Annotated in this window: 12 protein-coding genes; 6 read left to right on the top strand and 6 right to left on the bottom strand. The window is 70.1% G+C overall.

Translation table 11 applies throughout. The features are described 5' to 3' along the window. Window positions 1–84 precede the first annotated feature (84 nt). Entirely contained in the window at window positions 85–513 is a 429-nt protein-coding gene (locus ACQPWU_RS21185) for a MarR family transcriptional regulator (RefSeq protein WP_433442574.1), read from the top strand. Here the strand turns inward: ACQPWU_RS21185 and ACQPWU_RS21180 are convergent. Further along, window positions 510–1,637: a Fic family protein gene (locus ACQPWU_RS21180; protein WP_433442573.1), complete on the bottom strand. Its 1,128-nt coding sequence runs from the start codon at window positions 1,635–1,637 to the stop codon at window positions 510–512. The genes ACQPWU_RS21185 and ACQPWU_RS21180 overlap by 4 nt on opposite strands. 66 nt (window positions 1,638–1,703) lie before the next feature. Then, window positions 1,704–4,061: an endopeptidase La gene (lon, locus tag ACQPWU_RS21175; RefSeq protein ID WP_433442571.1), complete on the bottom strand. Its 2,358-nt coding sequence runs from the start codon at window positions 4,059–4,061 to the stop codon at window positions 1,704–1,706. Between the two features lie 205 nt (window positions 4,062–4,266). Here lon and ACQPWU_RS21170 point away from each other — a divergent pair, with 205 nt between their 5' ends. The 4 genes from ACQPWU_RS21170 (at window position 4,267) to ACQPWU_RS21155 (ending at window position 8,945) form a co-directional block, all read left to right on the top strand. Then, window positions 4,267–5,628 (top strand): phenylacetate--CoA ligase family protein, encoded by a 1,362-nt coding sequence (locus tag ACQPWU_RS21170; protein WP_433442569.1) that lies wholly within the window; start codon window positions 4,267–4,269, stop codon window positions 5,626–5,628. Window positions 5,629–6,221: 593 nt separating this feature from the next. Further along, entirely contained in the window at window positions 6,222–6,863 is a 642-nt protein-coding gene (locus tag ACQPWU_RS21165) for a heme oxygenase (biliverdin-producing) (RefSeq protein ID WP_433442567.1), read from the top strand. Between the two features lie 70 nt (window positions 6,864–6,933). Further along, the gene (locus ACQPWU_RS21160; protein WP_433442565.1) at window positions 6,934–7,539 is read left to right on the top strand and encodes a TetR/AcrR family transcriptional regulator; all 606 of its coding nucleotides are present in this window, start codon (window positions 6,934–6,936) and stop codon (window positions 7,537–7,539) included. Then, on the top strand, window positions 7,536–8,945 hold the full coding sequence (locus ACQPWU_RS21155; RefSeq protein ID WP_433442563.1) for an MFS transporter: 1,410 nt from the start codon (window positions 7,536–7,538) through the stop codon (window positions 8,943–8,945). The genes ACQPWU_RS21160 and ACQPWU_RS21155 overlap by 4 nt, the downstream gene beginning before the upstream one ends. 35 nt (window positions 8,946–8,980) lie before the next feature. Here ACQPWU_RS21155 and ACQPWU_RS21150 read toward each other — a convergent pair whose 3' ends face one another. Then, window positions 8,981–10,210, bottom strand: a complete 1,230-nt coding sequence (locus ACQPWU_RS21150) for a cytochrome P450 (protein WP_433442561.1) — start codon at window positions 10,208–10,210, stop codon at window positions 8,981–8,983. 120 nt (window positions 10,211–10,330) lie between these two features. Between ACQPWU_RS21150 and ACQPWU_RS21145 the strand changes: the two genes are divergently transcribed. Beyond that, window positions 10,331–11,707: an FG-GAP and VCBS repeat-containing protein gene (locus ACQPWU_RS21145; RefSeq protein WP_433442559.1), complete on the top strand. Its 1,377-nt coding sequence runs from the start codon at window positions 10,331–10,333 to the stop codon at window positions 11,705–11,707. A 7-nt stretch (window positions 11,708–11,714) separates the two neighbouring features. Here ACQPWU_RS21145 and ACQPWU_RS21140 read toward each other — a convergent pair whose 3' ends face one another. From ACQPWU_RS21140 to ACQPWU_RS21130, 3 genes are read right to left on the bottom strand one after another with little or no spacing between them, the layout of a single operon-like run. Further along, the gene (locus tag ACQPWU_RS21140; RefSeq protein WP_433442557.1) at window positions 11,715–13,211 is read right to left on the bottom strand and encodes an ATP-binding protein; all 1,497 of its coding nucleotides are present in this window, start codon (window positions 13,209–13,211) and stop codon (window positions 11,715–11,717) included. Window positions 13,212–13,219: 8 nt separating this feature from the next. Next, the gene (locus ACQPWU_RS21135) at window positions 13,220–13,912 is read right to left on the bottom strand and encodes a response regulator transcription factor (RefSeq protein WP_433442555.1); all 693 of its coding nucleotides are present in this window, start codon (window positions 13,910–13,912) and stop codon (window positions 13,220–13,222) included. After that, window positions 13,909–14,445 (bottom strand): hypothetical protein, encoded by a 537-nt coding sequence (locus ACQPWU_RS21130; protein ID WP_433442553.1) that lies wholly within the window; start codon window positions 14,443–14,445, stop codon window positions 13,909–13,911. Before ACQPWU_RS21130 ends, ACQPWU_RS21135 begins: the two co-directional genes overlap by 4 nt.

Genomic DNA, 14,445 nt, shown 5'->3' with positions numbered 1-14,445 from the left:
ACCGATATTCTTACGCATTGCGTAGCGAATATTACTGGATTGCCGAGATTTAGCCTAGGATTAGTAAGTGATAGCGTAATAAGCATGAACGATGAGGACCTGCAGGGCACAGCCGTGGCACTCCGCCGGGCGGCCATCGGCCTGGCGCGGCGCCTGCGCGAGGAGCGTCCCGCGCACGGCCTCGGTGGCCTGTCCCTGTCCCTGCTCGGCCACCTGCACCGGCGCGGCGCGATGACGGCGGGAGAGCTCGCCGCCGCCGAACACCTCCAGCCCCAGTCCGTCACCCGCGTGCTCGCCTCGCTGGAGGAGCAGGGCCTGATCCGCCGCTCGCGCGACGAGGACGACCGCCGCAGGCACCACATCGCCCTCACCGAACGTGGCACCGCGACGCTCACGCAGCAGGTCGGCGCCACGGACCAGTGGCTGACCGAGGCGTTGGCGCGGAAGCTCACCCCCGCCGAGTGCCGGATCCTGGCAGTGGCGGCCGACCTGCTCGAACAGCTCCAGACCTAGCGGTACGGGTCGCGCAGCGGCGTGACGCGTCCGGCGAAGTCGGCCTTGATCCGGTCCATGCGCGGCCCTGGCGCGTAGAAGCGGCCTTTGGTCTCGCCGTACGGCCGCAGCCAGCCCTTGGCGGCGAGATCGCGGAGGTCACGCGCAGCCTGCCCCTGACTGAGGCCCTCGTCGGCCTGGTAGCGGCTCCTGCGCAGCCGCCTGTTCACGAACACCTCGTAGAGCGCGGAGACGGTGCGGCTGTTGAGGCCGTCGGCGTCGACCTGTTCCTCCAGGAGCATCCAGATCTCTCCGGCCTCGGCCAGCCGCTGGCGGACCCGCTGCGCCTGCATGTGGTGGGCTTTCAGACAGAACCGCACCCACGGCAGCGTGTCCCCGTGGGGACCCCATCGCCGCCCTCCGACCTGGCCGAGCACGTCGTAGTAGTCGAGGGTGACGCGCTGCTGGCCGAGCCACTCCTCGATGGAGCAGAATTCGGGCAGCAGGATCTGTTCCCGGCCGAGGACGAGCGTCTGCAGCGCCCTGGACATCCGCCCGTTGCCGTCGCGCCATGGATGGATCTTGACGAGGTTGAAGTGGGCCATGGCGGCCCGGACATAGCTGGGGGCGTCCAGGTCGCCCTCGTTGAGCCATGCGACCAACTCGTCCATCGCGCCGGGGACCAACTCGACGTCGGGCCCCTCGTAGACGACCTCTCCCGTGTCGGTGTCGCGGATGTAGATGCCGCCCGGCCGGACGACCCCCGGGCTCTTGTTGCGATGGTGACCGATGACCATGAAGTTGAGCGCGTGGAGCAGCCCGGCGTCGTACCGGAACATCGGCGCCCGCGACAGCACCTGGACGTACGTCAGCGCCTGCTGGTACCCCGCGATCTCCTGAGCCACCGGCGCCGACGTCTCCAGCGGCTCCTCCCCCGCCATGATCGACTCGATGTCCTCGACGCTGGCCCGGTAGCCCTCGATCGAGTTCGAGCCCTGGATCGCCCGGGCCTGCAACTGCCTGCGCAGTTGCCCGTCCCACCGGTGCGTCTCGGCGAGCCGGTACTTCAGGTCGCGCCGCATCTCCTCGATCTCCTCGAGGACGCCTTTGTCCACGGGCTCCAGCGCCGGGGTCTCGTACAGCATGCCCTCATGACAGCATGGGCGAATCATCCAGTCAAACGACTGAATGATTCGCCCATGTATGCCCTCTTAGGCGGCGACCGGAGCGGCCACCTCCGCCGGGGCGAGCGCGATGTCCAGGACCTCGCGGACGTCGCTCACCGCGTGGATGGTCAGCTCGTTCCTGACCTCCTCGGGCACGTCGTCCAGGTCCGGCTCGTTGCGGGCCGGGATGAGGACGGTGGTGATGCCCGCACGGTGCGCCGCCAGCAGCTTCTGCTTGACGCCGCCGATCGGCAGGACCCGCCCGGTCAGCGAGATCTCGCCGGTCATGGCCACGTCACCGCGTACCAGACGGCCGGACAGGAGGGACGCCAGCGCGGTCGTCAGCGTCACACCGGCGGAGGGGCCGTCCTTGGGCACGGCGCCCGCCGGGAAGTGGACGTGCACCGAGCGGTCCTTCAGCGCGGTGACCGGCAACTCCAGCTCCGCCCCGTGCGAGCGCAGGTAGGACAGCGCGATCCTGGCCGACTCCTTCATCACGTCGCCCAGCTGACCGGTCAGCGTGAGGCCCGTCTCGCCGGTCTCCGGGTCGGCCAGGGACGCCTCGACATACAGGACGTCGCCGCCGGCGCCGGTGACCGCCAGGCCCGTGGCCACGCCCGGCACGGAAGTGCGCTGGGTGGCCTCGGGCAGGGACGACTCCGGCACGAACCGCGGCCGTCCGAGGTAGCCGACGAGGTCGTCCTCGCCGACCGTGACGGGCAGCTCGTCCTTGGCCGCCACCTTGCGCAGGACCCTGGCGACCGCGCGCTCCAGCGACCGGACGCCCGCCTCGCGGGTGTACTCGGCGGCCAGCCTGCGCAGAGCGTCGTCCTCGACCGTGACCTCCTCGGCGGTCAGCCCGGCCAGCTCCCGCTGCCTGGGCAGCAGGTGGTCGCGGGCGATCGCGACCTTCTCGTCCTCGGTGTAGCCGTCGAGCGTGACGATCTCCATCCGGTCCAGCAGCGGCCCGGGGATGGCCTCCAGGACGTTGGCCGTGGCCAGGAACAGCACGTCGGACAGGTCCAGCTCGACCTCGAGGTAGTGGTCGCGGAACGTGTGGTTCTGGGCCGGGTCGAGCACTTCCAGCAAAGCGGCCGTCGGGTCGCCGCGGTAGTCGGCGCCCACCTTGTCGACCTCGTCGAGCAGGACCACCGGATTCATCGAGCCGGCCTCGCGGATGGCGCGGACGATGCGACCTGGCAGCGCGCCCACGTAGGTGCGCCGGTGGCCGCGGATCTCGGCCTCGTCGCGTACGCCGCCGAGCGCGACTCGTACGAACTTGCGGCCCATCGCGCGGGCCACGGACTCGCCCAGAGAGGTCTTGCCGACTCCGGGGGGACCGGCGAGGGCGAGCACGGCGCCGCTGCGGCGGCCGCCCACCACGCCGAGGCCCTTGTCCTGGCGGCGCTTGCGCACGGCCAGGTGCTCGATGATGCGGTCCTTCACGTCGGACAGGCCCGTGTGGTCGGCGTCGAGCACGGCCCGCGCGCCGGTGATGTCGTAGTTGTCCTCGGTACGGTCGTTCCAGGGGATGTCGAGCACCGTGTCCAGCCACGTGCGGATCCAGCCGGTCTCGGGGGACTGGTCGGAGGTCCGCTCCAGCTTGTCGACCTCCTTGAGCGCGGCCTCGCGCACCTTCTCCGGCAGGTCGGCGGCCTCGACGCGCGCCCGGTAGTCCTCTTCCTCGGTCTCCGTGTCGCCGTTGAGCTCCTTGAGCTCCTTGCGCACGGCGGCGAGCTGCTGGCGCAGCAGGAACTCGCGCTGCTGCTTCTCCATGCCCTCCTGGACGTCCTTGCGGATCGTCTCGGCGACGTCGAGCTCGGCGAGGTGCTCCCGGGACCATTCGATCAGCTTGTCCAGCCGGTCGGCGGGGTCGGCGGCCTCGAGCAGCTCGACCTTCTGCGCCGTGGTCAGCCAGGGGGTGTAGCCGGAGCTGTCAGCCAGCACCGAGGGGTCATCGATCTGGTTGACCTGGTCGACCACCTGCCAGGCGCCGCGCTTCTGCAGGATCGTGGTGGCCAGGGCCTTGTACTCCTTGGCCAGCTCCTGGGCACGCTCGCCGGCGGCGACGGAGTCGATCGTGTCGGCCTCGACCCACAGCGCGGCGCCGGGTCCGGTCGTGCCGGTGCCCACGCGAACGCGGTTGACGCCCCGCACCACGGCGGCGGGCTCGCCACCGGGCAGTCTCCCGACCTGCTCGACAACGGCCTGCACGCCGATCGCGCCGTAACGGCCGTCGATCCGGGGAACGAGGAGGACCCGCGGCTTGTTGCCACCGGATGCACGGGCCGCGTCAATGGCAGCGCGCACCTCGGAGTCGGACAGGTCCAGGGGAACGACCATGCCGGGCAGGACGACCTCGTCGTCCAGCGGCAGGACCGGGAGGATCAGACTCTCACTCATGCGAACTCCAAAGGGTTGAGTTATACCGACTCAATTCATTGGAGCCCAGCTATGTTCCCTCTCTTGCTGATGTTCGCTCACGGCGATCGTAATCATGTAAGCCAGACCTGATGGCGACGCTCTGGATCAGACCCTGGAGTGACGCCATCCGGCGTCGGCGGCCTGCCCCGTTCCCCTTGCCGGGCCTCCGCCGTACAGTCAGCTGATGGACCCGGTTGAGCTCTTTCATCAAGTGGCGCAGACCGTTCCCGCCTACAAGGCCTTTCTGGCGGAGCACCGCATCGACCCGCGGGACGTCACGACGCTGCAGGACTTCGTGCGGGTGCCGATGACGTCCAAGGACAACTACACCCGCCGCCACCCCCTCCCCGACCTGTGCAGGAACGGCATGATCGGGGACATCATCGCCGTGTCCTCGGGCTCGACCGGCGTCCCGTCCTTCTGGCCGCGTTCGGCGGAAGACGAGCGGGTGATCGCGGCCCGGTTCGAGGAGGTCTTCAGGGACGCCTTCGACGCCCGCGAACGCCGTACCCTCGCCGTCGTCTGCTTCGCCCTCGGCACCTGGGTCGGCGGCCTGTTCACCATCAACTGCTGCCGCCATCTGGCCGAACGCGGCTACCCGATCACCGTCGTGGCCCCGGGCACCGACAGGAGGGAGATCCTGCGGGTCATCCCCGAGCTGGCGCCCCACTTCGACCAGGTCGTACTCCTGGGCTACCCGCCGTTCCTGAAGAACGTCATCGACACCGAGGAACTCCCCTGGGCCGACTGGAACATCAAGCTCGTCACGGCCGGAGAGGTGTTCAGCGAGGAGTGGCGCAGCCTGGTCGCGCGGCGGGCCGGGATCGCGGACCCGGTCAAGGGCATCGCCTCCCTGTACGGCACCGCCGACGCGGGCGTCCTGGGCAACGAGACGCCGCTGTCGGTCGAGATCCGGCGCTTCCTGTCCACTCGGCCGGGCACGGCCAGGGAGCTGTTCGGCGAGTCCAGGCTGCCGACGCTCGTCCAGTATGACCCGGATGTCCGGTTCTTCGAAGAGCATCAGGGCACACTGCTGTTCTCCGGCGACAACGGCATCCCGCTCATCCGCTACCACATCGCCGACGAGGGCGGTGTGGTGCCGTACGACGACATGCTCGCCTTCGTCCGGCAGCGCGGCTTCGAGCCGGAGGCCAAGGGACCGGAACGGCCGTTCGTGTACGTCTTCGGCCGCGCCCACTTCACGGTGTCCTACTACGGCGCGAACGTCTACCCGGAGAACATCGCCGTCGGCCTGGAACAGCCCGAGGTGAGCGGATTGGTGACGGGGAAGTTCGTCATGGAGGTGGTGGAGGACGCCGGCCACGACCGGCATCTGACGATCACGGTGGAGCTCGTGCCCGGCGAGAAGCCGTCGGACGAGACGGCCCTGGCCGTGGGCGAGTCGGTCCTGGCCCAGTTGCTGAGGCTGAACAGCGAGTTCGCCAACTACGTGCCCGCCTCGCAGCAGACGCCGTTCATCCGCCTGCGGGAATCCGGCGATCCCGAGTACTTCCCGCCGGGCGCCAAGCACCGCTACACCCGCTAGGCGGCTCAGCGCCACGGCGAGGCTGGCCTCCTCCGCTCCGGGCACCATGGGCAGGCCGTGCCGGGATCGTCGGCAGCCGCGCCCCCGGACAGTCCCCGGGCCGGCCCCCGGCACCGACGCCGGCGTGCGCGAGGTGCGGCGGTGGATGTCCGCCGAGGTCGGCCACGCCTGCTGCACTCCCCGCACCACGCGCCCGAGCCGGCTCAGGCCACACAGGTCCCGCTCCGTCGCGCCAGGCCCGAGCGGGCTCACACATACCTGCCGCGCTCCGCCACACCAAGCGGCATCCGCGGCACCCAGCCCCGAAGAGGCTCACTCACACAGGCCGCACGTCCCGGAGCGGGCGCGGCGTGGGTGGTGAGGAGGTGGCGCGGGTGCGGGTGTGGGCGGGGCTCGGGGAGCACCCCATCACTTCGGCAAACCTGGCTGTCGCCCTCGGCCGTCCGGACGAGGTGACTTCTTGACGTGGCGTTTCCCGGGTACGGAAGAGGAAAGCCAGGTTTTCATGACATAGTGTCGTCATCAGCTTGACGCCGGATGCCGACGTTTGTGACACTTCGCCATGAAAACGTACACGCGAGTTGAGGTAGTCCGTGACCACGCCGTTCTCCGAATCCCTGAGAAACGCCACCTGGGCCGACCACGAGTCCGCCGAGTCCGAGAGTTATCTCGCCGAGCTCATGGGCGGCCGGTTGAGCAAGCACGAATATGGCGAGATGGTGGCCCAGCACTACTTCGCGTACGCCGCCCTCGACGGGGTGTCGCGGGAGCTCGCCGGCCATCCGGTGGCCGGCCGGTTCGTCTTTCCCGAGCTGTACCGGGAGCGGGCGCTCGAGCGGGACCTGACGACGATTTACGGGCCGGGCTGGGAGCGGCGGATCTCGCCGTCCAAGGCCACCCGCACGCTGGTCGCGCGGATCCACCAGGTGGCCGACTGGCCGGGCGGCTACATCGCGCACCACTACACGCGCTATCTGGGCGATTTGTCGGGCGGGCAGTTCATCCGGATGGAGCTGCAGAAGATCTACGGCTACGGCAAGGACGGGGGCGTCGACTTCTACATCTTCGACGAACTGGGCAGCCTGCCGAGGTTCAAGGGCGAATACCGCTCGCGGCTCGATGAGCTGGAGCTCGACGAGCGCGAGCGGCAACGCGTCATCCGCGAGGTCCGCCTGGCCTACCAGCTCAACGCCGAGGTCCTCACCGAACTGCACCAGACTCTCCAGGCCGCCTGATCGATTCGTCTCGGGGCGGAACGGGCCCGGTATCGGCTGGAAGAAACCGGAAGGGGCCTACGATAGGCCTATGCCCCGGATCTCGGCCGCCACCATCGGCGAGCATCGCGCGCAGACGCGCGACCGCATCCTGCAGGCCGTCTCCCGCCTTTCCAGGATGCACGGCATCGACGCCATCTCGATGACGGACGTGGCCGGCGAGGCAGGCATCACCAGGACCGTCCTGTACAACTACTTCCCGGACAAGGCGGCCCTGCTGCTGGCGTTCACCGAGCGGGTGACCCAGTACTTCATCGACAGCTACGAGCGGGAGCTGCCGGAAGGCGCCTCCCCGGCCGACCGGTTGCGGGCGTTCGTACGGTTGCAGCTGGCGGGCCTGCTCGCCCATCCCCACCCGGGGGCCGCCGATCTCGGCGCCGCCCTCGGCCCGGACGCCTACCAGCAGCTGGCCGAGCACGTCGCGCCCATGCAGCGCGCCCTGGTGGAGATCCTCGAGAGCGGTGTGGAGTCCGGCGGCTTCCGCGTGCTCGACGTGGAGGCCACGGCCCGGATGATCCTCGCCGTCGTCGGCGCCGAGCGGGTCCCGCTGATCAGCGGGGACGTGACGGTCGACCGGGCCGCGGAGCTGGTGTCCGAGTTCGTGCTGCGGGCCCTGAGCGCCGAAAGCGCCGCGTGACAGGCCAGGGAACCGTGCCCGGAGACGGCCACGTCGAGCTCAAGTCCGCCCGCGGCCGCTGGATCCTGGGCGCGACCGTGCTCGGCTCGGGCCTGGCGCTGCTCGACAGCACCGTGGTCAACGTCGCGCTCCCGTTCCTCGGCAAAGAGCTCGACGCGGGCATGGACGGCCTGCAGTGGACGATCAACGCCTACACGCTCACCCTCGCCGGCCTGATCCTGCTGGGCGGTTCCCTGGGTGACCGTTACGGGCGGCGGACGATCTTCGTCATCGGCGTCGTGTGGTTCGCCATCGCGTCCGCCCTGTGCGGCCTGTCGCCGAACATCGAGTTCCTGATCGGGGCGCGGGCCCTGCAGGGGATCGGCGGGGCGCTGCTCACGCCCGGATCCCTGGCGATCATCCAGGCGTCGTTCGTGCGGCACGACCGGCCCCGGGCCGTGGGGATATGGTCGGGGCTCGGCGGAGTGGCCGCCGCGATCGGGCCGCTGCTGGGCGGCTGGCTCGTGCAGTCGGCCGGATGGCGGTGGGCGTTCCTGATCAACCTGCCGTTCGCGGTGCTCATCGTGCTCGTCACCGTTCGGCACGTGCCCGAGAGCAAGGACGAGGAGGCGGTGGGGCGGTTCGACGTGCTCGGGTCGGCGCTGGCGGCGCTGGCGCTGGCCGGGATCACGTACGGGCTGATCCAGAAGGGCGCGCCCGTGCCGCTCATCGCCGGAGTGCTGCTGGGGGCGGCGTTCGTGGTGACCGAGATCCGCAGGTCACCGGACGCGCTGGTGCCGGTAGGGATCTTCAGGAACCATGTGTTCGCGGCCGTGAACGTGGTGACGCTGATCATGTACGCGGCCATGGGCGTGGTGTTCTTCCTGCTCGTGGTGCAGCTCCAGGTGGTGTCCGGCTTCGGGCCCATCGAGGCGGGGCTGGCGATGCTGCCGACGACGATCCTGATGATGTTGTTGTCGGGCAGGGCCGGCGAGGTGGCCAAGCGGATCGGGCCGCGCTGGCCGATGACGGCCGGGATCCTGCTGGCGGGCTGCGGCTTCCTGGCGATGAGCACGATCGGGCCGGGCGTCTCGTACCTGCTGGGCGTCCTGCCCGCGGTGACCGTCTTCGGGCTGGGGCTGTCCGCGGCGGTCGCGCCACTCACCTCGACCGTGCTGGCCACGGCCGAGGAGCGGTACGCGGGCACGGCCAGCGGCATCAACAACGCCGTGGCCCGCACCGGCAGCCTGCTGGCCGTCGCCGCGGTGCCGCCGCTGGTCGGGCTCGTGGGCGACGCGTTCAGGAATCCGCCGGTGTTCAACGCGGGGTTCCGGGCGGCGATGCTGGTCAGCGCCGGGATGATGGTGGTCGCGGCGCTGATCACGTTCCTCACCATCAGGACGAACGTCCTCGCGACCGAGGACTAGGAGACACGGCCCCGTACGCCGACGGCCCCGCCGCGCTAGAAGGCGAAGGCCTGGCTGCGGACGCTGTTGTCGAAGTTCGACAGGAGCAGGTCGGGCTCGCCGACCGAGCGGATGCCGGGCAGCCTGGTCAGCAGCTCGCGGAACATCGTACGCATCTCCTGCCTGGCCAGGTTGGCGCCGAGGCAGAAGTGCGGACCCGGCCCGCCGAAGCCGACGTGGGGCTTGGTGTCGCGGGTGATGTCGAACGTGTCGGCGTCCGGGAAGACCGACTCGTCCCGGTTGGCCGAGCCGTAGAAGAGGACGACCTTGTCCCCCTTCTTCAGCTCCAGCCCACGCAGCGAGCAGTCCTCGGTGACCGTGCGCCTGAACTGCATGATCGGTGACACGTACCGGACCATCTCCTCGATCGCGCCGTTGACGTGCGTGTCGAAGTCGCTCATCAGTAGCTCGCGCTGCGCCGGGTTGTCGGTGAGGAGCTTGACGCCGTGGGCCATCGTGTTGCGGGCGGTCTCGTTGCCCGCGACCAGCAGCAGCGCGAAGAACGAGCCGAGCTCCTTGTCGGTCAGCTTCTCGCCGTCCGGGTTGGCGTTGACCAGCAGGGACACCAGGTCGCCCTTGGGGTTGGCGACGCGCTCGTGGCCGAGCTTGATGACCATGCGCTGCAGGGCCAGCAGGGCCAGCATGTTCTGTCCGGCCATCTGGACGCTGCGGGCCAGGCTGGGGCGCAGGCCGGTGTAGGCGGTGGAGATGTCGACGTGCTGGTGGACCTTTTCTCGCAGCTCCTGCGGGATGTCCAGCATGTCGCAGATGACGTGGATGGGCAGCCGGGCGGCCACCTGGGCCACGAAGTCGTGAGGACCGTCCTTGACGACGTCGTCCACGATGCGGGCGCAGGCGGCCTCGATGTCGCTCTGCAGGCCGGCCAGCATCTTCGGGCTGAACGAGCGGGTGACGATCCTGCGCAGGCGGGCGTGGCGCGGGTCGTCCATGTTGACCATCGACTCCCCGAACACCTGCTTCACCCAGCCGGGCGGCTCCGGGTTCGTCACCGCCGGCTCGCTGGAGAAGATCTTGGCGTTGCGGCTGGCCTCGATCACGTCCGCGTGCCGTACGAGGGCGTAGAAGCCCTTGCCCGACCGGAGGAACGGCACTTTCTTCTCAGGGAAGAACACCGGATGCTCTAACTGCCGGAGCCGGGCGAACGCCTCATTCCGCTCTTTGAGCGGCTTGCGCCAGAAATCCAAGTCCGCGAGGTCGATGTCCACGCGACTATCGTGGCACGTTCCCACCGCGCTGGGGATCAGGAGCGGATGTGCATCCGGTTCTCCTGGCCCGTTCTCGCGCCGTTCAGGCACGGTTCGACCTGTGTGGACATTACTTCCGGTATGAAGTTGCTGCTCGCCGCCTGTCTGGTTCTTCCTCTCACTTCCGCTACGACTCCCACCGCGGCTCAGTCGTGCGGTGGGCACCCTCTCGACTTCGACGGCGACGGACGGCCCGACCTCGCCGTGGCCGCGCCCTACGACGACTCCCGGGCCGGGTCGGTGACCGTGATGTACGGGTCCGGGAAGAAGGCGAAACTCACGCAGCAGGGTGCGGAGCCGGGTGACTCGTTCGGCTCGGCTCTGGCCGTGGGGGACTTCAACGGGGACAAGTGCGCCGACCTGGCCGTGGGGGTGTCGGAGGAGTTCGTGGGCGCCCGGGTGCCCGGCGGGGACGGGAACGGGGTGGTCCAGATCTTCAACGGCTCGGTCGAAGGGCTGGTCGCGGGCAAGGAGCTGGCGCTGGCCAAGCCGTCCAGCGACCGGTTCGGGGCGTCGCTGGCCGCCGGGGACCTCGATGGCGACGGACGGGACGAGCTGGTGGTGGGCGCGCCCAGCCACCGGTCGGGCGGGGCGGTGACCGTCTACTGGATGAAGGGGCGCAAGCCGTACCAGATCACGCAGAAGACGCCGTGGGTGCGGCAGGTGGCGAACGTGACCGACCAGTGGGGGGCGGCGCTGGCGACCGGGGACTTCGACGGGGACGGCAAGGACGAGCTGGTCGTCGGCGCGCCCGCCGACAGCGTCACGCAGGACGGGCAGGGCTCGGCGACCGTGATCGACGTACGGGCGAAGCGGGCGCGGCTGCTCACCCAGAGCAGCCCCGGGATCAAGGGGTCCTCCGAGAAGTGGGACGCGTTCGGGGCCGCGCTGGCCACGGGCGACTTCAACGGCGACGGGCGCGCCGACCTGGCCGTCGGGGTTCCCGGCGAGGGCCTCAGCGCGAACCAGCGGGCCATGGACTACGGTGACGGCACCGTGGACGTCCTGTACGGGTCGCGGAGCGGGCTGACCACCCACAAGAGCGAGGCGTGGTCGCAGAACACGCTGGAGGGCGTGCCGCGCTACTACGACCGGTTCGGGGCGTCCTTGGCGGCCGGTGACTTCAACGGCGACGGCCACGACGAGCTGGCGATCGGCGTGCCCGGGGAGAAGGCGGTCCAGGTGCTGGCCGGGCGGTCCTCCGGCGGGCTCACCCGGGTGGGGAACCTCCTGATCAAGGGCAAGGGGCGCGACTTCGGCGCCGCGCTGACCGCGCTGCCCTTGAACGAGCGTTATCGCACGCTGGGCAAGCAGCGGCCGCTCTACGGGCTGGTGGTGGCGGCGCCCGATCAGGGGCTCGTCATGTACGCGCCCGGCTCGCGGAAGCAGGGGCTGAAGCTGGGCAAGGTGCGCACGCTCAGCGAAGGCACCGGCCTGTACGGCTACACCTTCGGCTGAGGTCCTTCTAGGAGGAGGCGGGGCCGGGTGCGGTGCCGGCGACGGGCAGGATCACCCTGAACAGCGCCCCCTTGCCCGGCGAGCCCTCCGCCATCACGATGCCGCCGTGCGCCTCCACGAGCGTGGCCGCGATCGACAGCCCCAGCCCCGACCCGCCCGCGCTCCGGGCCGGATCCGCGCGGTAGAACCGCTCGAACACCCGCTCGGCCACCTCCGGAAGGAACCCGGGCCCTTCGTCGGCCACCTCCACCACGGCCTGGTCGCCGTCCAGGCCGACCCGCACCTGGAAGGGCGTGCCGGGCGGCGTGTGGGTGAGGGCGTTGGTGACGAGGTTGTTGATCACCTGTCCGAGCCGCGACTCGTCCCCCGTCACGATCACCTCCCCCTCGCCTCCGTACAGCCGCTTCAGCTCGATCTTCCGGTCCGGTGCCAGCGTCTGGGCGTCGATCACGGCGGTGGCGGCGAGGCTGAGCAGGTCCACGGGCCGCCGGGCCAGCTCCCGCCGCTGGTCGAGCCGGGCCAGCAGCAGCATGTCCTCCACGAGCAGCCCCATGCGCGCCGCCTGCCCTTCGATGCGGCTCAGCAGCCGTACGGCCTCGGCCAGGTCCTTCTCCTTTCCCAGCCGGTACAGCTCCGCGAACCCCCTGATCGAGGTCAGCGGCGTGCGCAGCTCGTGCGAGGCGTCGGCCATGAACCTGCGCATCAACTCCTCCGACCGCCTGGCCGCCGTGGCGGACTGGCGGGCCGACTCGGCCGCCGCCTCCCGCTCGTGCGCCGCCACCTCGATCTGGGCGAGCATGCTGTTGAGCGAACGGCCGAGCTTGCCGACCTCGGTGGTACCCGCCCAGAGGGGAACGCGGCGTGACAGGTCGCCGTCCGCGATGTCGTTGGCCGTGCGGGCGATCTCGCGGAGCGGGCGCAGGCTGCGGCGTACCAGCCAGTAGCAGCCGAACCCGAGCACCACCAGCGTGCCGCCGCCGCCGACCGCGACGATCAGGATGAGCTGGGACACCGTGGCGTCCACTTCGCTCAGGTTGACGGCGATCACCCGGCTCTCGCCGTCGCGGCCCGGCACGGCGACGACGCGCCAGCTCGGCCCCCCGGCGGCGCGCGACTCGACGGTGAAGGGGCGGCCGTTGAGCGCGACGACCTTGAGGAAGCTGAGCTTGGGCAGCGCGGGCATGTGGTCCTCGGTCGACTCGCTCAGCGTCCTGATCGGGGCGCCGCCGGCGTCCAGGAGCACCGAGTAGAACAGGCCGAAGAAACGCTGCGGACGCGCGCCGGGACGGGGCTGCTCAGGCATCGGGGGCGGGTCGCGGAGCGGGCGGCTGGCCGCGACCAGCTGCTGGTCCACGCGCTCGACGAGATAGCCGCGCAGCAGCCGGACGGCGAACAGGCCGGTCAGCGTGATGGCGAGGGTGACCAGCAGGAGCGTGGCCGACACCAGGCGCAGCCACAGCGGGCTTCTGGCCAGATATCTCCGCACCCGCGCGGCCCTCGTCATACGCATACTCATATACGGGGCGGGCGCAGGATGTAGCCGACCCCGCGCAACGTGTGCAGGTACTTGCGCTCCCCCGTGTCCACCTTGCGCCGCAGGTAGGAGACGTACGACTCGACCAGGCCGACGTCGGTCCGCCAGTCGCCGTTCCACACGTGGTCGAGGATCTGCGTCTTCGACAGCACCCGGCCCACGTTGAGCATGAAGTACCGCAGCAGCCTGAACTCCGTCGGCGACAGCTTGATCGGGATGCCGTCGCGCCACACCTCGTGGCTCTCCTCGTCCAGCTCCAGGTCGGCCACCCGCAGCCGGTTGGGCGGCGGCGTGCCGCGCCGGGTCCTGCGCAGCACCGCCCGGATCCTGGCGATGACCTCCTCCAGGCTGAACGGCTTGGTCACGTAGTCCTCGCCCAGGCCCAGTCCCGCGATCCGGTCCTCGGGCGTGTCCTTGGCGGTCACGAACAGTACGGGGACCCGGCGGCCGCGGGACCGCAGCCTGCCCGCGACCGCCAGGCCGTCTAGATCGGGCAGCATGACGTCGAGCATCACCAGGTCGGGCGAGCTCTCCTCGGCCACCCGCAGCGCCTCCTTGCCGTCGGCCGCCGTCAGCACCTCGAACCCGGCCATGCGCAGGCTGGCCGAGAACAACTCCCTGATGTTGGGCTCGTCATCGACCACCAGCAGCCTGGCCTCGGGCTCACTCATCGAGGGCCTCCTCCTTGGGTGATCGAGGTCGCCGCCACCGAGCCGTCACCGCCCTGCTGGCCGCGTACCACGACCGTGGTGCCGGTCTGCAGGTCGGACACCTTGCCCGTCTTGGAGATCTGGACGGTGGTCTGGTCGTTCGTGGTGACCGTGACGGTGGAGCCGTCTATGGTCTTGACGGTGATCTTGCCGCCCTCGACCTTCTCGACGGTGCCCATGGTGCCTCCCCCGCCGCCGCCCATCCGCTGGCCGCCGCCGTAGCCGGGCGGCTGCCCGAAACCGTTGCGCTGCTGGCCGTAGCCGCCCTGCTGCTGACCGTACCCGCCTCCCATGGGGCGCTGCTGCTGAGCGCCGGCGGCGGATGCGGACGGCGAGCCGAACAGGTTCTGCGCCTGGATGCCGATGAGGATGCCCGCCACCAGCACGACGCCGGCGGCCAGCGCCAGCGTCAGCTTCGACGGGCCCTTGCCGGGCTGGACGGCGAGCTCCTCTCGCAGGTCGTCGGGGTAGGGGGAGGAGTCGAGCTGGGCCAT

The organism is Nonomuraea sp. CA-141351, assembly GCF_050944675.1.
Taxonomy (GTDB): Bacteria; Actinomycetota; Actinomycetes; order Streptosporangiales; family Streptosporangiaceae; genus Nonomuraea.
This window is presented reverse-complemented; position numbering and strand designations above follow the sequence as displayed.